We start from the raw sequence: 22681 nt of genomic DNA, 5'->3' as shown, positions 1-22681 counted from the left end.
GTTGACGTTTTTCGCGAGCAAGCTCGCTCCTACAGAGGGCAATGACGCAGATTCAAGCCTGTTCAAACCGCAGTATCACCCTGCGGTTGTGCTTGCTCTTCTTCTCGATCTTCTCGCAGAACACTCGGCCGATTTCCTCGGTGTTGAGCACATGGGTGCCACCGCATGGCTGGATATCGATGCCGGGAATTTCAATCACCCGTACCGAACCCGAGACCACTGGTGGCGCCACAGCTTGGGTGCGGGTGATCTGCAACAGCGTCGCGTACTCGGTGGCGGGCATCGACAGGGTCTTCACCGCGTGGGCCTGCTCGATCAGGGCGTTGAGGTCGCGGGTGAGGCTGTCTTTGTCCAGGGTCATTTCCGGCAGGTCGAAATCCAGGCGGCCTTTATCCGAGCTGATGCTGCAACCGGTCACCGGCGCGTCGATGAGCGAGCACAGCAGGTGCAGGCAGGTGTGCATCTTCATGTGCTGGTAGCGCCGCTCCCAATCCAGCCCTGCGTCAACCTGGACGCCGGCGGTCAATTGCTCGGGGCAATGCTCCACCTGGTGCCAGATGATCGAGCGCAACACCGGGTCGCGCACGGTACCCGTCACCTCGACCCGCGTGCCATCGGCCAGGGTGAGATGGCCGGTATCGCCCGGTTGCCCGCCACCGGTGGGGTAGAACAGCGTGTGCTCCAGGGCGATGCCATGTTCGCTGACGGCAATCACCCGGGCGCTGAAAGCGTTCTGGTAGGGCGCGCTGTCGAACAGCGCCAGGGTTTCCATGGTATGCACGGACATGTTCAACCTCCGACGATCAGTGGGCTGGCTTGCAGCAGGTGGCGCACCATTGCGCTCAAGCCAGGAGGAGAGAGCAGGGTGATTTCAAATTCTGGTCCGCAGACTTTCAAGTTCAGCGGCAGGCGCGGCAGTTGGTCACCGATGTCGAGGCGATGCAGGCGGAATTGCAGGTGATGCCGCTCTTTTACCGTGGGCTCGAGCATCAACCCTTGCAGTGGATGAAAGTCAGCATCCAGCACGGTGACCTTGTGGCCGGCACTGACCTCGCCGACGACATGCAAGCGCTCGTCCAGGGCAAAGGCGCCGAGGTAGTTGCTGTGGTCCGATTCATCGTTTTTTTGCAGTTGGATCTGGTTGACCACCTTGACCTTGGTGCCTGCCGGCACGTCCTGGGTGATCACGCAGGAGGGGCTGATAAACACGTTATCGCCAATCGACACATAACCCAGCACCCGGGCACCGGCGCCCACCTCGACATTGTTGCCCAGGCGCGGGTGGCGCTTGCCGTCCGGGTTGTTGGCGATGCCGCGTGCGCCCAGGGTCACGCCGCAGAGGATGTAGCAATCGTTGCCAATCACGCAGGTCTCGCCGATAACGGTGCCGAAACCGTGGTCCAGCACAAAGCGCCGGCCAATGCGCGCCGCCGGGTGAATTTCGGCGCCGGAGAGGATCTTGCCCTGGTTGCTGAGCTTGAGGGCCATGCGCGAAAACATCGCGTGACCAGGGTCGGGGAAATGCCACACCAGATGCGCAAGGCGATAGAACAGCACTGCCTTGAACGAGGCATAGGACTCCAGGATCAACTCCCCGCGCCCACGCGATGCGGGGTCACGGTAGGCGTAGGCGATCAGGTCTTCGGCCACCGCCTGGGCCGCGTTCTGGATCAGCGGCGCAAGGTGCGGTTCCAGCTGCTTCATCTGCCCAGGCGTCAGGGTCGTGATGAGATGGGTGAGCAGCTCATCGTGCAGCTGTTGCATGTCGATAAAGCCTCCCATGGAGGCACCCCCGCATTCTGGATGGTTGGAAAACCCGTTACTCGAAACTGGGCAGGTAGCTGTCGGCATTGTCGTAGACCATGGTCAACACCACCGTTTCAGGCGGTAGTTCGGGGGCGAGCTGGGCGATGGCAACCATGTTGGCGGCCGAGGACAACCCCAGGCTGATGGCGTCGGTGCGCATGATGCGTTTGATCATGTCCAGGCATGCCGCGTGCGACACCTTGAGCATGCCGTCGATCACATCCAGATTGAGAATGCTCGGGATCAGGCCAATCGACAGGCCCTGGATCGCGTGCGCGGCGTGCTGGTCTTTCAACAGGTCGCATTCTTCCGGCTCCACCCCCATGATGCGCAGCGCCGGCCAGGCTGCCTTGAGGGTTTCGCCGATACCGGTGATATGGCCACCGGTGCCGATACCACTGACGAAATAATCGACGCGCCGCTCACCGAAGGCACGGAGGATTTCCGGTGCGGTGGTGTCGCGGTGGGTCTGAGGGTTGGCGCCGTTGCGCTGCTGGTTGAGCATCACGTAGTTGGGATTCTCCAACTGCAGTTCCAGGCACTTTTCGCCGTGGGAGTTATTGCCAAGGCGGCTGTCCGACAGCACCACCTTGGCGCCATACAGGCGCAGCAGTTTCTGCTTTTCGGGGCTGTAGTTATCCGGGATCACCAGCACCACTTTGTAGCCGAGCACGTTGCCGGCCATCACCAGGCCGATGCCGGTGTTGCCACCACTGGGCTCGATGATGGTTTGTCCGGAATCACGGATCAGCACGCCCCGGCGCTCAGCATCGAGGATCATGCCCAAGGCGATGCGCGCCTTGTGGCTGCCGCCCGGGTTCAGGGACTCCAGCTTGGCGTAGACCTCAATGCCGAGGTCTTCGGAAAACTGGGCCAGACGCACGATCGGCGTCTGGCCGATGACGTCGAGAATCGAGTTATGCAACATCAGCACGCCCCCACGATCAATACAAAGGCATGTCGGGTTCGACGTCGCGAACCCAGTGCTTCATGCCGCCCTGCAGGACTTTGGTATTGGAAAAGCCTGCCGCCAGCAAGGTGCTGGCGGCTTGCTCGGCACGGGTGCCCGCGTAGCAGATCAGGTAGTGGGTGTTGTCGCGGCTCAGGTTGGCCAATTGCCCATCCAGTTCGGCCAGGGGGATATGCACCACACCCGGCAGTTTGCACACCTCCAGCTCGCTGGCGTCACGTACATCCAGCAACACATCGGCGCTGCTGGGGTGTTCGAGCACGTGCTTGAGGCCCTGGGGCTTTATGTAGCGCTCTGCCGCCAGGGACGGCTGGCTTGGTACGGCATCCGCGCAGGTAGCAGGTGCGACGCTTTCGCTGTGACGCAACTCCGAGCAGCAAGGGCAGTCGGCGCGGCGCTTGAAGCGGATCTCGGTGAATTTCATCGCCAGTGCGTCAAAGCGCATCAGGCGCCCGGACAAGGGCTCACCGATGCCGATCAGCAACTTGATCGCCTCGGTAGCCTGGATCATGCCCACCACGCCCGGCAGCACGCCGATCACGCCGCCGGCGCTGCAATTGGGTGCCAGTTCGGCAGGTGGTGCCTTGGGGAACAGGCAGCGATAGCACGGCCCACCTTTATAGTTGAGCACGCTGATCTGCCCGTCGAAGCGGTAGATGGCACCGTACACCAAAGGTTTGCCCAGCTGGACGCAGGCATCGTTAACCAGGTAGCGGGTGTCGAAATTGTCGGTGCCGTCGATCACCAGGTCATAGGCGCCTACCAGCTCCAGGGCGTTGTCGGCGTTGAGCGCTGTGTCGTGGGTGTTGATCTGGATATGGCGGTTGAGGTCCTGCAGGCGTTGCTTGGCGGATTCGACCTTGGGCATCCCCAGGGTGCTGTTGCCGTGCACAATCTGGCGTTGCAGGTTGCTGCTCTCGACCACATCAAAGTCCACCAGCCCCAGGGTGCCGATACCGGCCGCCGCCAGGTACAGGCTGATCGGCGAGCCCAGGCCGCCGGTGCCGATGATCAGCACCTTGGCTTTTTTCAGGTTCAACTGGCCCTCGCGACCGACGCCGGGCAGGGTGATATGGCGCACGTAGCGCTGCACTTCTTCATTGCTCAAGGTATCGACGTCCATGCCACCGGAGGTGGCAAGCAACACTTCGATCCGGGCTTTTTCCGGCAGGCGTTCGTCCGCCTCGATCAGTTCTTCCTCGGCGGTGAACAGGAAGTGTTCCTTGAGCTGGTTGTTCTTTTCATGAAACAGGTGCTGGCGCAACTGCGGGTAACTGCTGCAGAGGTTTTCAATGACTTCGCGCAATGTCGATCCGGCGCCCTCAAGGGTCGATTCCGGCAGCTTGGCTACGCGAACCAGAATGTCGGGGAAAGAGACAGCGTTCATGGACAACTCCGTGTGCAGGTCGTTGAAGGGTTGAAGGGCGAAATGCTTGCCATCCCAGGCAAACAGCTTGGAGCCCAGGGCCTGGCCCTGGCGGACATCCACCACCAAGTAGCTGACGGGGTAGATCGGCTCACCCAGGAACAGCGCCTTGTCCTGGTCTTCATCACTGAAATAAGCGCCAACATCCGGGTGCGAGTGGTAAATCACGACTACCGGGTTGTCGCTGCGACACGCCTTGTTCATCAACAAGGTGTCGGCCACCGAAAAGGTGTAGCCGTTGGCCGCGCTGCGCGGGTACATCTCGGGGTTCTTGCGGTGCAACTCGTTCTGGATATTGCTGCCCAGGTACACGCTGCCGTCGGCGAAGACAAAACCGCAACATTCCTCGGGGTAGCTGCGGCTAGCGTGGGCGTAGATTTGTTCCAGGGCGGTGGGGCGGAGGACTTCCATGTTTCTCTCGCGTTGGTTGGGGGTCAATTTTTCTTGGCCAGAAGTTTTTCGATGGGCAACTTGGTGATCGCAAAGCCGGCCAGCAGGATCGCCGAGTACAGCATCAGGTCGCGGGAAATTTCCACGCCTTCGTACCAGGCGCCGATGATGACCGCGAACACCGGGAAGATGATGAAGACGAACGACAGGATGATCGGACTCAGGCGCTTGAGCAGCATGAAATACACGATGAACCCGCCTACCGATGCCACCAGCCCCAGGTAGAACAGCGCACTCCAGGAACGCAGGGTGATGGCGTTGAATACCGGTGTTTCAAACCACAGGCCGGCCACGAACAGCATCAGCCCGGCAATGCCGATGGGCAGGGTGTTGTAGGTAATCACGCTGATGGCGCTGCCTTTTTGCTTGGTGATGACATAGCACAAGGCATGCATGATCGCTGCGCTCAGGATGGCCAGCACACCGAAGAACTCGGCGTGGTCCAGGTGCAGGCCCTGGCTCCTGATGATCATGTAGAGGCTGGCGAATCCGATGCCGATGCCGACCACCTGGGAGAAGTAGATGCGCTCACGCAGGAACAGCGCGGAAAAGATCAGGATGAACACCGGCATGCAGCTGAACAGCAGGGCGGTGAGCCCGGACGACACATGCATCTCGCCGTAGTTGAGCAGGTAATAAGGAATGCTGAAGTAGGACAGGGTCACGAATACGAAGAACCAGCGGCTTTCCCGGGGGAACAGGATCGGCTCGCGCCGCACAAGGGCAAAACACAGGAACAACGGGAAGGCAATCAGGAAGCGCAGGCCGGCGGACGTCAGCGGCGGCACGCTCTCCACGGCAATCTTGATGCCCAGCCAGGTGGTGCCCCAGCTCAGGCATACGATGAGGAACATCACGCTGGTCACCAGCCCGGCCAACCACTGTTTTTGCGTTTTAGTTTTTGCAGTGTTTTCGAGAACGGCGGACATTGGCATCGTTTATTACTTCCCTGAGCCGGAATTGAACTCTATATTGAACTTGTAATGAGGTAGGTTTATCGGCGATTGAACCCGTAAAAGCACACTATTAGGGCAAAAGATGACTGTCAAAACAAATATTGACATGGTGTCAATTATGCGTGAGGGCTTGTCCAGCGGGCAGGGCGTGAAGTACAAGCGCCTGTCCGATGTCATGGAGCGGGGCATCCTCGAAGGCTTGATTGAACCGGGACGAAAACTGCCTCCCCATCGGGTGCTTTCCGACAATCTGGGGGTGACCATCGGCACCATCAGCCGCGCCTATGGTGAGCTTGAGCGCCTGGGGTTGGTGGTTGCGCGAGTAGGTGATGGAACCTTCGTGCGCAAGCGTGGGATGGAGCGCCAGCGCGATGAAGGCTTTCGCAATTTCAGCGAGGAGCCGCGCCAATACTTCGACATGAGCCGCAACATGCATATTCCTGGGCAGGAGACGGCGTTTCTCGCCCAGAGCTTCCAAACCCTGTCGACCAACGCCAAGTTTCTTCAGGACATCAGTGCCTACACCCCCGACGCCGGCCTGCCGCGTTACCGTGAAGCCGGTGCACAATGGTTGGTGCAGCGCGATTTCCATCCGATCCCCGAGCAGGTGATCTGCGTCAACGGCGGTCAGCATGGCTTGTTGTGCGCGATGATGGCGTTGCTGCGCGCCGGCGATACGGTGGTCACCGAGCAACTGACGTATCCCGGCCTGATTACCGCTGCGCGCATGCTCGGCATACGGCTGATTGGCCTGGAGATGGATGAGGAGGGCGTGCTGCCCACGGCGCTGGACGAGGTCTGTCGTAATCACCGGATTTCGGCGTTGTACTGCACGCCGACTATTCAGAACCCGACGACGGCGGTGTTATCGGTTGCGCGCCGCGAAGCCCTGGCCAAGGTATGCCGCGAACACAACCTGCTGATTCTTGAGGACGAAGCCCACGGCGTGCTGGTGGAAGATCGTCCGCCGCCCCTCAGCTATTTTGCGCCTGAGCGTACGATTTTGATCAGCAGCCTGAGCAAGGCGGTGTCGGCAGGTTTGCGGGTTGGCTACGTGCACGCGCCACCGGCACTGGTCAGCCGCATCTCGGCGGCACTGCGCTCGACCTGCTGGATGGCCACGCCCGTGACCCTGGAGTTGGCCACCCAGTGGATTGAAAACGGCACGGCGGAATATCTGCTGCGCCAACAAATCAGCGAAATCAGCCGTCGCAAGACCTTGGTCGAGGATTTATTGACCGGGCTGGCGTATCGCACCCACCTCAACAGCCCGCATTTCTGGATAGAAGTACCGGAGCCATGGCGTGCGTCGGAAATCGAGGCAGAGCTCAAGCAGAACAATTACCTGATCGCCACCGCCGAGGCGTTTGCCGTGGGGCAGACGGCGGTGCCGCAGTTCATTCGGGCGAGTATCTGCAATACGTCGGGCGATGATCAGCTATTGCGCGAGGGCTTTGATGCGCTGGCGACCGCGCTGGGGCAGGGCGGCGGGCGGTTTCATCTGTAAATCCGCGTTCGCTCGTTCCCACGCGTGGGGACGATCTGGAACAGCTATTTGAATCTGCGCTCCACACCCTTCTCCACCAAAATCTTCGCTGAAATCTCTTCCACCGAAAAATGCGTGGAATTGATGTGCGCAATATTTTCGCGACGGAACAGGTTTTCTACTTCGCGCACTTCGAACTCGCACTGGGCATAGCTGGAATAGCGGCTGTTGGGCTTGCGCTCGTTGCGGATGGCGGTCAGCCGGTCCGGGTCAATCGTGAGGCCGAACAACTTGTGCGAATGCGCACGCAGGGCCGCGGGCAACGTCAGGTGTTCCATGTCGTCTTCGGTCAACGGGTAGTTGGCTGCGCGGATGCCGAATTGCATGGCCATGTACAGGCAGGTCGGGGTCTTGCCGCAGCGCGACACGCCCACCAGGATCAGGTCGGCCTTGTCGTAGTAGTGGGTGCGGGCGCCATCGTCGTTGTCGAGGGCGAAGTTCACCGCCTCGATACGCTCCATATAGTTGGAGTTATGCCCGATGGAGTGGGACTTTCCGACGGAGTACGATGAATGCTCACTCAACTCCTGTTCCAGCGGCGCCAGGAAGGTCGAGAAAATGTCGATCATGAAACCATTCGACGTTGCGAGAATCTCACGAATGTCTTGATTGACGATGGTGTCGAAAATGATCGGACGAAATCCGTCTTTTTCAGCCGCCAGATTGATTTGTTGTACCATGGCCCGCGCTTTATCCACGCTGTCTATATAAGGCCGTGTGAATTTGGCGAAGGTAATGTTTTCGAATTGCGCGAGCAGGCTCTGGCCCAATGTTTCGGCTGTGATGCCGGTGCCGTCGGAGATAAAGAAAGCAGATCGTTTCATTTGAGCCCTGGGCCTTAAGCTGATGGCGAATCTTGGATATGATAGGCGCGATTTTGCCGTCCCGCAGTGGGCCGCATTCTCACTTATTTTCCAGGTCCAGGCCACAAGCGCAGGCGTTAGCTCCTAATGAGCAGCCGGCGTCCTGAGCTTTTCCAACACAGAAAGTGGAGAGATCACCTTGGTAGAGTACGTAGTTTCCCTCGATAAGCTCGGCGTCCATGATGTAGAGCACGTAGGGGGCAAGAACGCATCCCTCGGCGAGATGATCAGTAATCTTGCAGGCGCTGGTGTCTCGGTGCCCGGTGGTTTCGCCACCACGGCCCAGGCTTACCGCGACTTTCTCGAACTGAGCGGCCTCAACGCCCAGATCCACGCCGCGCTGGATGCCCTGGACGTCGACGACGTCAACGCCCTGGCCAAGACCGGCGCCCAGATCCGCCAATGGATCATGGAAGCCGAGTTCCCCGAGAAGCTCAACGAAGAAATCCGTACTGCCTTCGCGACCCTTTCCGCCGGTAACCCGGACATGGCCGTGGCCGTGCGCTCCTCGGCGACCGCCGAAGACTTGCCGGACGCCTCCTTCGCCGGCCAGCAAGAGACCTTCCTGAACATCCGCGGCGTGGAAAACGTGATCCGCGCTGCCAAGGAAGTATTCGCCTCTCTGTTCAACGACCGTGCAATTTCCTACCGCGTCCACCAGGGTTTCGACCACAAGCTGGTGGCCCTGTCTGCCGGCGTGCAGCGCATGGTGCGTTCGGAAACCGGCACGGCCGGCGTGATGTTCACCCTGGACACCGAGTCGGGCTTCCGTGACGTGGTATTTATCACGGGTGCCTACGGCCTGGGCGAAACCGTCGTGCAAGGCGCGGTCAACCCCGACGAATTCTACGTGCACAAGCACACCCTTGAGGCCGGCCGCCCGGCCATCCTGCGCCGCAACCTGGGCAGCAAGGCGATCAAGATGATCTACGGCGACGAGGCCAAGGCCGGTCGCTCGGTGAAAACCGTTGACGTCGACAAGGCCGAGCGCGCGCGTTTCTGCCTGACCGACGCTGAAGTCAGCGAGCTGGCCAAACAAGCGATGATCATCGAGAAGCACTACAAGTGCCCGATGGACATCGAGTGGGCCAAGGACGGTGACGACGGCAAGCTGTATATCGTGCAGGCCCGTCCCGAGACCGTGAAGAGCCGCACTTCGGCCAATGTCATGGAACGCTACCTGTTGAAGGAAACCGGCACCGTACTGGTGGAAGGCCGTGCCATCGGCCAGCGCATCGGCGCTGGCAAGGTGCGGATCATCAAGGACGTGTCCGAGATGGACAAGGTCCAGCCCGGCGACGTGCTGGTCTCCGACATGACCGACCCGGACTGGGAACCGGTGATGAAACGTGCCAGCGCCATTGTCACCAACCGTGGCGGGCGTACCTGCCACGCGGCGATCATCGCCCGTGAGCTGGGGATTCCTGCGGTAGTCGGTTGCGGCAACGCCACCCAACTGCTCAAGGACGGCCAGGGGGTGACCGTGTCCTGCGCCGAAGGCGACACTGGCTTCATCTTCGAAGGTGAGCTGGGCTTCGATATCAAGCAGAACTCCATCGACGCCATGCCTGACCTGCCGTTCAAGATCATGATGAATGTCGGCAATCCGGATCGCGCCTTCGACTTTGCGCAGTTGCCGAACGCCGGTGTGGGCCTGGCCCGCCTGGAGTTCATCATCAACCGCATGATCGGCGTGCACCCCAAGGCCCTGTTGAACTACGACGGCCTGCCGCTGGACATCAAGGAAAGCGTCGACAAGCGCATTGCCGGCTACAACGACCCGGTAGGCTTCTACGTCGAGAAGCTGGTGGAAGGCATCAGTACCCTGGCGGCGGCGTTCTACCCGAAAAAGGTCATCGTGCGCCTGTCGGACTTCAAGTCCAACGAATACGCCAACCTGATCGGCGGCAAGCTCTACGAGCCGGAAGAAGAAAACCCGATGCTGGGCTTCCGCGGTGCTTCACGCTATATCAGCGAAGCGTTCCGTGACTGCTTCGAGCTCGAGTGCCGTGCACTCAAGCGCGTGCGCAACGAGATGGGCCTGACCAACGTCGAGATCATGGTGCCATTTGTGCGCACCCTGGGCGAAGCGAGCCAGGTGGTCGACCTTCTCGCCGAAAACGGCCTGACCCGTGGCGAGAACGGCCTGCGCGTGATCATGATGTGCGAGTTGCCGTCCAACGCCATCCTCGCCGAAGAGTTCCTGGAGTTCTTCGACGGGTTCTCCATCGGCTCCAACGACCTGACCCAGCTGACCCTGGGCCTGGACCGCGACTCGGGGATCATCGCTCACCTGTTCGACGAGCGTAACCCTGCGGTCAAGAAGCTGCTGGCCAACGCCATCCAGGCCTGTAACAAGGCCGGCAAATACATCGGGATCTGCGGCCAAGGCCCTTCGGACCACCCTGACCTGGCCAAATGGCTGATGGAGCAGGGCATCGAGAGCGTTTCGCTGAACCCCGATTCCGTGCTGGAAACCTGGTTCTTCCTGGCGGAAGGCCAAGCGTCCGCCTGAGGTCGCGATGTCAAAAGTGCCGGTCACTCATAGAGGGTGACCGGCATTCTTATCTGTACAGGGCGGAACTCCTTGCGGACGCCGCCCTTTTTTGTGCAAGAGCATTATGCAAAGCAGCAGCAAACTATTTCCTGTCGCCTTGATCAGCGCTGAACGGCGTGGCGACCTGAGTGAAGATGTGTACCGGCTCAAGCCCGGCAACAGTCCCGACGGCACCGTCGAACTGGCCGTTACCCGTTTGGGCCTGGCCAATGTCCCCGAAAACCGGGGCACGCCTATTATTCTGTTGCACGGCAGTTTTTCCAATCGACGCTTCTGGTACTCCCCCAAAGGCATCGGCCTGGGCGCTTACCTGGCGCGCCGGGGCTTTGATGTATGGATCCCGGAAATGCGCGGGCATGGCCTGTCCAAGCGTAACCAGGACTACGCCAGAAACCGGGTTGCTGATTACGCGCGCTACGATTTGCCGGCCATCGGTGCGTTTGTGCGTGAGCAAAACGGGCAAATCCCCCATTGGATCGGGCATTCCCTGGGTGCCACGACCTTGGCTGCGGCCCTGGGTGGCCAGCACTTGGGGGCGCCAATGGTAGCGTCGGTGGCCTTGTTCGGCTGTCAGGTCAGCCGCACCCATTGGCCGTTGAAAATTCCACCAGTGGAGTGGGGCGGTCGTTTTATCCTCAAGCGCCTTGCCCTGGTGTCCGGTCCGCGATTCAAGCGTGGTCCGGAGGACGAACCGGCCGGTGTGATGATCGAAGCGATGCGTTGGAACGGCCTGTTTGGCCGTTTTGGCGATGCCGAACGTGATTGGTGGAAGGGCCTGGCAGAGGTCAACGTGCCTCTGCTGGCGGTCAGTGCGGCCGGTGACCGCCAAGACCCTGACTGGGCGTGCCGCCAACTCTTCGAACAAGTCGGCAGTGAGCATCGTCAGTACCTGTGCCTGGGGCGCAAGCAAGGTTTCAGTGAGGATTTCGGGCATGTGCAGATGCTGGTCAGCAACGCCGCGCAGGCCGAAGTATGGCCATTGGTGGAGCGTTGGTTGCGAGATCCGCTGACACCTTTATTCGGTACGCAGCCTGACATGGCCGCGGCGGTTTGACGAAACGCTCTACCAAGGGCGTTTCACTCTTGAGTGGTTGCGGCTAAGATATGACGCGCCAGGCGCTTCTGGTCATATTCAGTCGCGCAACGTGTATTGCGTTGCGCCTAGGTGGATCTGATCATGGCCGCCGCTGTCCGACACGCACTTAAAGAATGCCTGTCGCGGCGCGTTTTCCTGATGTACAGCGTGGATGTTTGATCTCTTCTTTGACGACAGGAGTTTCTCGATGAACCATTACGTGACCCCCGACCTGTGTGACGCCTACCCGGAGCTGGTGCAGGTAGTGGAGCCGATGTTCAGCAACTTCGGTGGCCGAGACTCCTTTGGTGGCGAGATTGTCACCATCAAATGCTTCGAAGATAACTCCCTGGTCAAGGAACAGGCGGACCAGCCAGGCGCCGGCAAAGTCATGGTGGTCGATGGCGGCGGTTCCCTGCGTCGTGCACTGCTGGGCGACCTGATCGCCGAGAAAGCTGCGAAAAATGGTTGGGAAGGGCTGGTGATCTACGGCTGCATCCGTGATGTTGACGTTATCGCCCAGACCGACCTGGGCGTGCAGGCGCTGGCCTCGCACCCGATGAAAACCGACAAGCGCGGTCTGGGCGACCTGAACGTGGTGGTGACGTTCGCAGGCGTGACGTTCCGCCCGGGCGAGTACATCTATGCCGATAACAACGGCGTGATCGTATCGCCCAGCCCGCTGAAAATGCCTGAATAAATCGCAGTAGCCGATAGGGGTGAGGATGTTCGAGGAAGAGAACGCGCAATGGGGGCTGGTGCATGCCCTGGTGCTGGACGGTAAAGGCGGTGCGCGTTCGATTGCCCGGACTGAGCTCGACGATTTGCAAATGCAGCCCCATGAAAGCCTGTGGCTGCATTGGGATCGCAGCCATCCCCAGACCCAGACCTGGCTGCGCAAATCCAGCGGCCTGAGCGAGTTTGCCTGTGACCTGCTGCTGGAAGAGAACACTCGCCCACGGCTGTTGCCGCTGCCGGACGCCGAATTGCTGTTGTTTCTGCGCGGGATCAACCTCAACCCAGGCGCCGAGCCCGAAGACATGGTGTCGGTACGTATCTTTGCCGCCGCCAACCGGGTGATTTCCCTGCGTTTGCGCCCGCTGCGTGCGACCGATGAGCTGCTTGTGCAATTGGCGGAGGGTAAGGGCCCACGGACTGCGTCTGAACTCATCCTTTATATGGCCCAGTACCTGACCAATAAAGTGCAGGATCTGGTCACGTCCTTGTCTGAAATCGTCGATGCAGAGGAAGAAAAACTCGATGCCGACGAACGGTATACGCCGGAGCACGGCAGTGTCTTGCAGATCCGTCGGCGAGCGGCAGGGCTCAAGCGTTTCCTGGCGCCGCAGCGGGATATTTTTGCCCAGCTGACGCGGATCAAACTGGCGTGGTTTTGTGACGACGATGCCGACTATTGGAATGAACTGCACAACAGCCTGACCCGTTACCTGGAAGAGCTTGAATTGGCGCGAGAGCGCGTGGGGCTTGTGCTTGAGGCCGAAGACCGGCGCTTGAGCGTGCGCATGAACCGCACTATGTACCGCTTCGGGATCATCACCGGGATCTTCTTGCCGATGAGTTTTCTCACCGGTTTGCTCGGTATAAATGTGGGGGGCATTCCGTTCTCTGACAGCCCTTATGGATTCATGATTGCCTGCCTGTTGATGGTCTCGGTGGCACTGGGGCAGTGGTGGTTATTTCGACGATTGCGCTGGGTTTGACCTGAATATGAGCTGAACGTAAGAAGGGGCCGATGTGACCCCATGAAATTTACCCTCGTCTTTTAAAACACTTGCGAGAGGTCTCTATGCACGATCCGTTCGAACAGTCTTTGCGTGACATGCTCAATGCCTCGCCATCCAACCGGGATGACGATGCTTGCCTGGGTCGCGTACTCAAAACCGCCAACCGTCAGGTCGGGGCGGGAGATTTGTTCGGTCTGCTCGGGCGCTGGCTGCCGGCATTGATGATGGCCCTGAACAACGGTTCGGCCCATGTTTCACCGGTTTCCCGTCGTAAACCTCTTGCTCGCACTGCTGATAAGGCTGATTGAATATGGAACTTGATCTCTGGACCCAGAGCCTGGTTACCGCAATGACCGCATTGTGGACCAAGGTGGCGAATTTCATTCCCAACCTGTTTGGCGCCCTGGTTCTGGTATTGCTGGGTTTTGTCGTGGCCAAGTTGCTCGACACCCTGCTGTCCAAATTGCTGGCAAAACTGGGGCTGGATCGCCTGATGGCTGGCACCGGCCTCACCAAGTTACTGGGCCGCGCCGGGCTGCAGGTGCCGATTTCGACCCTGATCGGCAAGATCGTCTACTGGTTCGTTCTACTTATTTTTCTGGTTTCTGCGGCTCAATCCCTTGGACTTGAGCGAGTTTCAGCTACGCTCGACATGCTGGCGCTGTATTTGCCGAAAGTCTTCGGCGGCGCGCTGGTGTTGCTGGTGGGGGTTCTACTGGCGCAACTGGCCAACGGGCTGGTGCGCGGGGCCGCCGAAGGCGTGGGGTTGGATTATGCGGCAGGCCTGGGACGAATCGCCCAGGGGCTGGTGATCATCATCAGTATTTCCGTCGCGATCAGCCAGTTGGAGGTCAAGACTGACCTGCTCAACCACGTGATTGTGATTGTTTTGATTACCGTTGGTCTGGCCGTTGCGCTGGCCATGGGCTTGGGAAGCCGGGAAATTGCCGGCCAGATTCTTGCGGGAATCTATGTGCGTGAGCTGTATCAAGTTGGGCAACAGGTGCGTGTGGGCGAGGTCGAAGGGCAAATCGAGGAGATCGGCACAGTCAAGACAACCGTGCTGACCGATGACGGTGAACTGGTGTCGCTGTCCAACCGGATTCTCCTTGAGCAGCAGGTCAGTAGCCGCTAACCCGGCAAACCCTGCTAATGTACGCCGCCGCGAACCCGGGTGACCGGGTTGCAACGGACATTGACCTGACTGTCGGCACGACTTGTTTTGAATAAAGCCCAAACGCTGTCCACGCGCTATGACCCACGTGAGCTCTCTGATGAGGAGTTGGTCGCGCGCTCGCACACGGAGCTGTTTCACGTAACACGTGCGTACGAAGAATTGATGCGCAGGTATCAACGCACTCTGTTCAACGTTTGTTCAAGGTATTTGGGGAACGATAGAGATGCGGACGATGTCTGTCAGGAAGTGATGCTCAAGGTGCTCTACGGCCTGAAGAACTTCGAGGGCAAATCGAAGTTCAAGACATGGCTGTATAGCATCACGTACAACGAGTGCATCACGCAGTATCGGAAGGAACGGCGAAAGCGTCGCTTGATGGACGCTTTGAGTCTGGACCCCCTCGAGGAGGCGTCTGAGGAAAAGGCGCCGGCACCCGAGGAGAAGGGCGGACTTGATCGCTGGCTGGTGCATGTGAACCCGATTGACCGAGAAATTCTGGTGCTTCGTTTTGTCGCAGAGCTGGAATTCCAGGAAATCGCTGACATCATGCATATGGGCTTGAGTGCTACAAAAATGCGTTACAAACGTGCTCTTGATAAATTACGTGAGAAATTTGCGGGCGAGACTGAAACTTAGTGCGTAGCAAATATCTCTTACGTGTAGGCAAGTTCTGTTAGACTTGTCGCCGAGTTGTCCCCCGGTTTGTGGGACTGCTTTACAATCACCAGATGGGGATTTAACGGATGAAACTGAAAAACACCTTGGGCTTGGCCATTGGTTCTCTTATTGCCGCTACTTCTTTCGGCGTTCTGGCACAAGGCCAAGGCGCAGTTGAAGGCGAGCTGTTCTACAAGAAGCAGTACAACGATAGCGTTAAGCACATCGAAGACGGCTTCAACCCAGGCGCTCGCATTGGTTACTTCCTGACCGACGATCTGTCGTTGAATCTGTCGTACGACAAGACCAACCACACCCGTTCGAACGACGGCACTGGCAACCAGAAGATCAAAGGTGACACTGGCAGCCTCGTTGCCCAGTACCACTTCGGTCAGGCTGGCGTTGATAGCCTGCGTCCATACGTTGAAGGCGGTTTCGGCCACCAGAGCCGTACCAACGTCAAGGCTGATGGCCACAGCGGTCGCGATCAGACCACTTTCGCTACCATCGGTACCGGCGTGAAGTACTACTTCACCAACAACCTGTACGCACGTGCTGGTGTTGAAGCTGACTACGGTCTGGACAACGGCAAGTGGGACTACTCCGCACTGGTTGGCCTGGGCGTGAACTTCGGCGGTAACGCTGGCGCAGCTGCTCCAGCTCCTACCCCAGCACCAGCTCCAGAGCCAGTTCCAGAGCCAGAAGCTCCGGTTGCTCAGGTTGTTCGTGTTGAGCTGGACGTTAAGTTCGACTTCGACAAGTCGGTTGTTAAGCCTAACAGCTACGGCGACGTGAAAAACCTGGCCGACTTCATGGCTCAGTACCCAGACACCAACGTAGAAGTTGCTGGTCACACTGACTCCGTGGGTCCAGACGCCTACAACCAGAAGCTGTCCCAGCGTCGTGCTGACGCTGTTAAGCAAGTCCTGGTTAAAGATGGCGTAGCTCCTAGCCGCATCACTTCCGTAGGTTACGGTGAGTCCCGCCCAGTTGCTGATAACGCAACTGAAGCTGGCCGCGCTGTTAACCGTCGCGTAGAAGCTGCTGTTGAAGCCACCGCTAAGTAATTAGCCTGGCTTAAAAAACCCGGCTTAGGCCGGGTTTTTTTCGCCTGCGATTTGCCTCAGGCACTGGCCGCTGCAGCAACACAAGCCGTCTGTGCGGCAGCAGCAACGTGGCCAATCACCAGGATTGCCGGGCTTTTCAAGACGAATGCCTGCGCATCCGCATGCATCCGTGCAAGCTCGCTGCGGCATTCGCGCTGTTGGGGCAGCGATGCGTTTTCGATCATCGCTACAGGCATATCAGCCGCCATGCCACCTTCCAGTAGTTGCTGACCAATTTCCTCCAGCTTCGCCACTCCCATGTACACCACCAAGGTGGTTCCACCTTCGGCCAGTGCGCGCCAGTTCAGTTGGCTGTCGTCCTGGGTATGGGCGGTGACCAATGTCACGCCGCGACTGATACCGCGCAGCGTGAGCGAAATATCGCAGTTGGTCGCGCCCGCCAGCCCTGCTGTGATGCCGTTGACCAATTCAACTTCAACGCCGCGCTCGCGCAGCCAAAACGCCTCTTCACCACCGCGACCAAAGATGCACGGGTCGCCGCCCTTGAGCCTCACCACACATTTACCCTGGCGTGCATAACGCAGCATCAGGCGATGAATAAATTCCTGGGGCGTGGAGCGGCAGCCACCGCGCTTGCCGACAGTCACCACCCGTGCGCTGCGACAGTGGTCCAGCACGGCCGGGTTGACCAGATCATCAATCAGCACCACATGGGCTTCATGCAGGGCTCTTACCGCCTTGAGGGTCAGCAATTCCGGATCGCCGGGCCCGGCGCCTACCAGCCATACTTTTGCGCTCATATTGTTCCCTCACACACTGATTGCGATTGGCTGCGGGGTGCTGGCCAAAAGACGTTTGATTTCCGGCACGCAGGAGCCGCATTGCGTGCCGCAGCCCAGCGCCTGCTTGAGGCCGTCCAGGTCCAAGCCCTGCGCAATACCTTCGCATACGGCGTTTTCACTGACGTTCTTGCAGTTGCACACAATCTTGCTGCTGGCCGCCGCACCGCCCGGTGGCGCACTTAATGGCGCCAACAGCCAGCGCCGCAGCTGCTCGTCGGCACGCCCTTCCAGCCATAGGCTTTGCAGCCAGTGACGGGCCAGGGTCTCGCCGGCCAGGCGCAGGGCGGTGATGCGTCCCTTCTCGATCTTCACGCGCTTGCCGATTGAGCGGCGTGGGTCGTCATAGGCCATGACCGGCCCGTCGTCCAGACCCAACAGTTGGTCAATGCGGTTCAACTGTTGCAGGTCGGGTGCCTCGGTGTGTGCTGCCCGCACCACCAGGGCCGGTCTCTCACGTCCGGCCAGGCTCAGGCTCACGTAGGCAAAGCCCTCACACAGCGGGCGCAGGGCGTCGAAGTGTTGCTGCACATCGCCCTCGATCAGCGCGAACAGTTGCCACGGCAGTTGCACCGCTTCCAGACGCACACCGCTGTGCTTGAGTTCCGGCTGCTTGGACAAGGGATCGAACGCCGGCTGCGTGAGGACGTTCACGCCGCCCTTGAGGAAACGGTCGCCCCAATGCATAGGCAGGAACGCTTGGCCGGGGCGCACGCTGTCATCGCTGCTGACGGCGACGATCACATTGCCTCGACGGCTTTTCAGGTTGACCAGGTCACCTTCTTTGAAACGATGGCGACGCAGTTCGTCCGGATGCAGGCCCAGCAACGCCTCGTTGACATGCCCGAACGACTGCGCGGCCGTGCCGGTGCGGCTCATGCCATGCCACTGGTCGCGCAGGCGCCCGGTGATCAGAGTCAGGGGGAAGCGTGCGTCACGCTGCTCCTTGGCAGCGCGGTAAGGGTCGGCGATAAACCGCGCCCGGCCATCGTCCGTGGGGAAAATACCGTCTGTGTACAGGCGCGGCGTACCCGCCTGCGCGCCCTTGGGAAACGGCCATTGCTGCGGGCCGATCTGGTCGAGCAGTGCGTGGCTGATACCTGATAAATCCAGGTCGCGACCTTGGGTAAGTTGCTTGAATTCATCAAACAGCTGGGTCGGTTGCTCAAAGGCGAACAGGCTGGGCAACCCCGGGCGCATTCGTTGTTCCAGGCGCTGCGCGAAATCCACGCTGATTGCCCAGTCCGCCCGCGCTTCTCCCGGCGGGGCGATGGCGCGACGTACGTGGGAAATACGCCGTTCGGAGTTGGTCACCGTGCCGTCCTTTTCGCCCCAACTGGCTGCCGGCAGCAGCAGGTCGGCATAGGCAGCGGTTTCGGTGGTGCGAAAAGCCTCCTGCAACACCACGAACGGACACGCCGCCAAGGCTGCACGTACGGCATTCTGGTCCGGCAAAGATTGCGCAGGGTTGGTGCAGGCGATCCACAGGGCCTTGATCTTGCCGGCCTGCACCTGTTCAAACAGTTCGATCGCAGTGAGGCCGGTGGGTGCCGGCAGTTGCTCCACGCCCCAGTAGGCGGCGACTTCGGCGCGATGTTCAGGATTGGCCGCCTCGCGGTGGCCCGGCAGCAAATTGGACAGGCTGCCGGTCTCGCGCCCACCCATGGCATTCGGTTGCCCAGTCAGGGAAAACGGCCCGCAGCCCGGCCGGCCAATGGTTGCCGTGGCCAGGTGCAGGTTGATCAATGCGCTGTTTTTTGCGCTGCCAGCAGTGGATTGGTTAAGCCCCATGCACCACAGCGACAAAAAGCTACTGGAAGTGCCTATCCACTGGGCGCACAGGCGCAATTGCTCGACACTGATGCCGCACAGCTGCGTGACCATTTGCGGCGTGTAGTCATGCACCAGGCGTTTGAGCTCGGCCAGGCCCTCGGTGTGGGCCTGGATAAAGGCGTGGTCGATCCAGCCTTCCCACAGCAGCAGATGCAGGATCCCATGGAACAACGCCACATCCGTCCCCGGCAGGATTGCCAGGTGCAGGTCGGCCAAATCGCAGGTGTCTGTACGCCGAGGGTCAATCACCACCACTTTCATCTGCGGGCGTTGCGCCTTGGCTTGCTCCAGGCGTCGGAACAATACCGGGTGGGCATAGGCCATATTGCTGCCGACGATCATCACGCAGTCGCTGTTTTCCAGGTCTTCATAGCTGCACGGCGGCGCATCGGCGCCCAGGCTGCGCTTGTAGCCGACCACGGCCGAGGACATGCACAGCCGTGAGTTGCTGTCGATATTGTTGGTGCCCACCAAGGCCCGGGCCAATTTGTTGAAGCTGTAGTAATCCTCGGTCAGCAGTTGCCCCGAGATATAGAACGCCACGCTGTCGGGCCCATGTTCGGCGATGGTATCGGCGAACACATTGGCCGCGTGTTCCAGGGCGGTGTCCCAATCGGTGCGTGTGCGTGCCAAGTCCTTGCCCAGGCGCAACTCCGGGTACAGGGCGCGAGCGCTCAAGTCGCCGGTCAGGTGCAGGCTGGCGCCTTTACTGCACAATTTGCCGAAGTTGGCCGGGTGGCTCGGATCGCCTTGCACCCCCAGGATCTGTTCGCCGTCATGCTCGATCAGCACGCCGCAGCCCACCCCGCAATAACAGCAGGTGGACGCGGTGGTCTGGCGGTTCATCAACCAGCGTCCCGCAGGGCCAGCATCACCCGACCGTTTTCCACCCGGGCCTGATGATGGTGGGCACAGCCGATATCCGGGGCCTGGGCTTCGCCGGACGCCAGGTCAATCTGCCAGTTGTGCAGCGGGCAGGCCACGCGCTTGCCGTAGATCAAGCCTTGGGATAGGGGGCCGCCCTTGTGCGGGCAACGGTCGTCGAGGGCGAAGACTTCGTCGTCACTGGTGCGAAAAATCGCGATGTCGCCTTTCGGCCCACTGATGATGCGCGAGCCCAGAGTGTTGATTTCATCCAGGGCGCAGATATCCAGCCAGTTCATAGCGAGACCTCCAGCTGTTTCACGGGGATAACGTCGAATTCCTTTTTCAGCAGCGGCTGTTCCAGGCGCTCTTTCCACGGGTCCTGCTCGAATGACAGCGAGAACTGCAGGCGCTCGTTGAGGGTCTTGCGGCGGGCCGGGTCCTCGAGCACTGCCTTCTTGATGTGCTCCATACCCACCCGTTGCAGGTAGTGCACCGTGCGCTCCAGATAGAAAGCTTCTTCGCGGTACAGCTGCAGGAACGCGCCGTTGTATTCGCGCACCTCCTCGGCGGTTTTCAGCTTGACGAAGAACTCCGCGACTTCGGTCTTGATCCCGCCATTGCCGCCGATATACATCTCCCAGCCGGAGTCGACGCCGATGATTCCGACATCCTTGATCCCCGCTTCCGAACAGTTGCGTGGGCAGCCGGAGACCGCCAGCTTGACCTTGTGGGGCGACCACATATTGAACAGGTCATGCTCCAGCTCGATGCCCAGTTGCGTGGAGTTCTGCGTGCCGAATCGGCAGAACTCGCTGCCCACGCAGGTTTTTACGGTGCGGATGGACTTGCCGTAGGCGTGGCCGGACGGCATATCCAGGTCCTTCCATACGCCCGGCAAGTCCTGCTTCTTGATGCCGAGCAGGTCGATGCGCTGGCCGCCCGTGACCTTGACCATCGGCACGTTGTACTTGTCGGCCACATCGGCGATGCGGCGCAGCTCCGAGGGGTTAGTCACACCGCCCCACATCCGTGGGACTACCGAGTAGGTGCCATCTTTCTGAATATTGGCGTGGGCCCGCTCGTTGATCAGCCGCGATTGCGGATCGTCCTTGGCCTCGCCGGGCCAGGTGGAAATCAGGTAATAGTTGAGCGCCGGGCGGCAGGTGGCGCAGCCATTGGGCGTGCGCCAGTTGAGGTAACGCAGGGTGCTGTCGATGGTCAGCAGGTGCTGCTCGCGGATGGCCTGGCGGATCTGCCCGTGATTGAGATCGCTGCAGCCGCAGATGGCCTTTTCGCTTTTGGGTTTGACGTCGGCGGCGCCGCCCACGGTGTTGATCAGGATCTGTTCCACCAGGCCAGCACAGGAGCCGCAGGAACTGGCGGCCTTGGTGTGCTTTTTCACCTCGTCGACGCTGAACAGCCCTTGTTCCTGGATTGCCTTGACGATGGTGCCCTTGCACACGCCGTTGCAGCCGCAGACTTCGGCGCTGTCGGCCATGCTCATGGCCTTGTCCTGTCCTTGGTGGCCGACGTCGCCCAGTGCATTCTCACCGAACATCAAGTGATCGCGGATTTCGCCAATGGCGTGATTCTCGCGAATCTGACGGAAATACCAACCGCCGTCCGCGGTATCGCCGTACAGGCAGGCGCCGACCAGTATGTCGTCCTTAATCACCAGCTTCTTGTACACGCCGCCAATGGGGTCGGAGAGGGTGATGGTCTCGGTGCCTTCGCCGCCCATGAAGTCGCCGGCCGAGAACAGGTCGATGCCGGTGACCTTCAACTTGGTCGAGGTGACCGAGCCCTTGTAGGTGGCAAAGCCCAGTTGGGCAAGATGGTTGGCGCAGACCTTGGCCTGTTCGAACAACGGCGCCACCAGGCCATAGGCGATGCCACGATGGCTGGCGCATTCGCCGATCGCATAGATGCGCGGGTCGTAGGTCTGCATCGTGTCGTTGACCAGGATCCCTCGGTTGCAGGGAATACCGGACTTTTCCGCGAGTTCGGTATTGGGGCGGATACCGGCGGCCATCACCACCAGGTCGGCGGGGATGATGTCGCCATTCTTGAATTGCACCGAGCCGACCCGGCCATTGCCGGCGTCGTGCAGGGCCTGGGTTTGTTCGCACAGGCGAAACACCAGGCCGCGGCTTTCCAGTTCGGTCTGCAGCAGTTGGCCACTGGTCTTGTCCAGCTGGCGTTCCAGCAACCATTCGCCCAGGTGCACCACGGTTACGTGCATGCCACGCAGCATCAGGCCATTGGCGGCTTCCAGGCCGAGCAGGCCGCCGCCGATCACCACCGCATGTTTGTGTGTCTTGGCGGTGTCGATCATGGCCTGGGTATCGGCGATATCGCGGTAGCCAATCACGCCCTGCAGGGTATTGCCGGGGATCGGCAGGATAAACGGCGTGGAGCCGGTGGCGATCAGCAGGCGATCATACTCGGCCTCGGTACCGTCTTCGGCGATGACTCTGCGCTTGACCCGGTCGATCTGCACCACCTTGCGGTTGAGCAGCAACTTGACGTTGTTATCCAGATACCAGTCCAGGTCGTTGAGTACGATCTCTTCGAAAGTTTGCTCACCGGCCAGTACCGGCGACAGCAGGATGCGGTTGTAGTTGGTGTGGGGCTCGGCGCCGAACACGGTGATGTCATAAATGTCGCTGCTGAGCTTGAGCAACTCCTCCAGGGTACGTACCCCGGCCATGCCATTGCCGATCATCACCAGTTTGAGTTTTTTCATGTCGCTCTCCGACCAAACACGCGCAAACAAAAAAAGGCGTCCCCGCTAGTCAGCTAGCGAGGACGCCTTTGTCCTGGTCCCGTTCTCTCGGGAAGCACGCG

General features: G+C 60.0%; 19 protein-coding genes. 9 read left to right on the top strand and 10 right to left on the bottom strand.

All coding sequences use genetic code 11. The features are described 5' to 3' along the window. Positions 1–52: 52 nt before the first annotated feature. Genes KVH01_RS24555 through KVH01_RS24535 form a run of 5 tightly spaced genes read right to left on the bottom strand, consistent with a single transcriptional unit; the run spans position 53 to position 5530 of the window. Positions 53–787: an alanyl-tRNA editing protein gene (locus tag KVH01_RS24555; protein WP_124379001.1), complete on the bottom strand. Its 735-nt coding sequence runs from the start codon at positions 785–787 to the stop codon at positions 53–55. Between the two features lie 2 nt (positions 788–789). Continuing rightward, positions 790–1782 carry a serine O-acetyltransferase gene (locus KVH01_RS24550; protein WP_198730934.1) on the bottom strand — a complete coding sequence of 331 codons (993 nt, stop codon included), beginning with the start codon at positions 1780–1782 and terminating at the stop codon, positions 790–792. Between the two features lie 37 nt (positions 1783–1819). Continuing rightward, on the bottom strand, positions 1820–2734 hold the full coding sequence (locus KVH01_RS24545) for a PLP-dependent cysteine synthase family protein (protein ID WP_217883213.1): 915 nt from the start codon (positions 2732–2734) through the stop codon (positions 1820–1822). Positions 2735–2750: 16 nt separating this feature from the next. After that, positions 2751–4613 carry a molybdopterin-synthase adenylyltransferase MoeB gene (gene moeB / locus KVH01_RS24540; RefSeq protein WP_217883212.1) on the bottom strand — a complete coding sequence of 621 codons (1863 nt, stop codon included), beginning with the start codon at positions 4611–4613 and terminating at the stop codon, positions 2751–2753. Between the two features lie 23 nt (positions 4614–4636). Continuing rightward, the gene (locus tag KVH01_RS24535; protein WP_162276342.1) at positions 4637–5530 is read right to left on the bottom strand and encodes a DMT family transporter; all 894 of its coding nucleotides are present in this window, start codon (positions 5528–5530) and stop codon (positions 4637–4639) included. Positions 5531–5690: 160 nt separating this feature from the next. Here KVH01_RS24535 and KVH01_RS24530 point away from each other — a divergent pair, with 160 nt between their 5' ends. Beyond that, entirely contained in the window at positions 5691–7115 is a 1425-nt protein-coding gene (locus tag KVH01_RS24530; protein WP_217883211.1) for an aminotransferase-like domain-containing protein, read from the top strand. A 44-nt stretch (positions 7116–7159) separates the two neighbouring features. Here KVH01_RS24530 and ppsR read toward each other — a convergent pair whose 3' ends face one another. After that, positions 7160–7978, bottom strand: coding sequence for a posphoenolpyruvate synthetase regulatory kinase/phosphorylase PpsR (gene ppsR / locus KVH01_RS24525; protein WP_003193298.1), 819 nt, complete (start codon positions 7976–7978; stop codon positions 7160–7162). A 178-nt stretch (positions 7979–8156) separates the two neighbouring features. Between ppsR and ppsA the strand changes: the two genes are divergently transcribed. The 8 genes from ppsA to KVH01_RS24485 all read left to right on the top strand — a co-directional run bounded on the left by ppsA (position 8157) and on the right by KVH01_RS24485 (position 16295). Further along, entirely contained in the window at positions 8157–10532 is a 2376-nt protein-coding gene (gene ppsA, locus KVH01_RS24520) for a phosphoenolpyruvate synthase (RefSeq protein ID WP_043047082.1), read from the top strand. Positions 10533–10638: 106 nt separating this feature from the next. After that, on the top strand, positions 10639–11628 hold the full coding sequence (locus KVH01_RS24515; RefSeq protein ID WP_217883210.1) for an alpha/beta fold hydrolase: 990 nt from the start codon (positions 10639–10641) through the stop codon (positions 11626–11628). Positions 11629–11857: 229 nt separating this feature from the next. Beyond that, positions 11858–12349, top strand: coding sequence for a ribonuclease E activity regulator RraA (gene rraA, locus KVH01_RS24510; protein WP_046071661.1), 492 nt, complete (start codon positions 11858–11860; stop codon positions 12347–12349). Positions 12350–12374: 25 nt separating this feature from the next. Further along, positions 12375–13370: a zinc transporter ZntB gene (locus KVH01_RS24505; RefSeq protein WP_217883209.1), complete on the top strand. Its 996-nt coding sequence runs from the start codon at positions 12375–12377 to the stop codon at positions 13368–13370. An 86-nt stretch (positions 13371–13456) separates the two neighbouring features. Continuing rightward, positions 13457–13702 carry a hypothetical protein gene (locus KVH01_RS24500; protein WP_005790375.1) on the top strand — a complete coding sequence of 82 codons (246 nt, stop codon included), beginning with the start codon at positions 13457–13459 and terminating at the stop codon, positions 13700–13702. 2 nt (positions 13703–13704) lie between these two features. Next, the gene (locus KVH01_RS24495) at positions 13705–14529 is read left to right on the top strand and encodes a mechanosensitive ion channel family protein (protein ID WP_003193288.1); all 825 of its coding nucleotides are present in this window, start codon (positions 13705–13707) and stop codon (positions 14527–14529) included. A gap of 87 nt (positions 14530–14616) precedes the next feature. Further along, positions 14617–15207: an RNA polymerase sigma factor SigX gene (sigX, locus tag KVH01_RS24490; protein WP_003193286.1), complete on the top strand. Its 591-nt coding sequence runs from the start codon at positions 14617–14619 to the stop codon at positions 15205–15207. 107 nt (positions 15208–15314) lie between these two features. Beyond that, positions 15315–16295, top strand: a complete 981-nt coding sequence (locus KVH01_RS24485; RefSeq protein WP_005790371.1) for an OmpA family protein — start codon at positions 15315–15317, stop codon at positions 16293–16295. 56 nt (positions 16296–16351) lie between these two features. Here the strand turns inward: KVH01_RS24485 and cobA are convergent, their stop codons facing one another. Genes cobA through nirB form a run of 4 tightly spaced genes read right to left on the bottom strand, consistent with a single transcriptional unit; the run spans position 16352 to position 22580 of the window. After that, a complete protein-coding gene (gene cobA / locus KVH01_RS24480) occupies positions 16352–17095 on the bottom strand; it encodes a uroporphyrinogen-III C-methyltransferase (protein WP_217883208.1) in 744 nt (247 codons plus the stop codon). A 9-nt stretch (positions 17096–17104) separates the two neighbouring features. Then, positions 17105–19813 (bottom strand): nitrate reductase, encoded by a 2709-nt coding sequence (locus KVH01_RS24475; RefSeq protein WP_217883207.1) that lies wholly within the window; start codon positions 19811–19813, stop codon positions 17105–17107. Next, the gene (gene nirD, locus KVH01_RS24470) at positions 19813–20130 is read right to left on the bottom strand and encodes a nitrite reductase small subunit NirD (protein ID WP_005790365.1); all 318 of its coding nucleotides are present in this window, start codon (positions 20128–20130) and stop codon (positions 19813–19815) included. The genes KVH01_RS24475 and nirD overlap by 1 nt, the downstream gene beginning before the upstream one ends. Then, positions 20127–22580 carry a nitrite reductase large subunit NirB gene (gene nirB / locus KVH01_RS24465; protein ID WP_043047075.1) on the bottom strand — a complete coding sequence of 818 codons (2454 nt, stop codon included), beginning with the start codon at positions 22578–22580 and terminating at the stop codon, positions 20127–20129. The genes nirD and nirB overlap by 4 nt, the downstream gene beginning before the upstream one ends. Positions 22581–22681: the final 101 nt, after the last annotated feature.

The organism is Pseudomonas khavaziana, assembly GCF_019145205.1.
Taxonomy (GTDB): domain Bacteria; phylum Pseudomonadota; class Gammaproteobacteria; order Pseudomonadales; family Pseudomonadaceae; genus Aquipseudomonas; species Aquipseudomonas khavaziana.
Note: the sequence above shows the minus strand (reverse complement) of the source record. Positions and strands in the feature narration are given on the sequence as shown.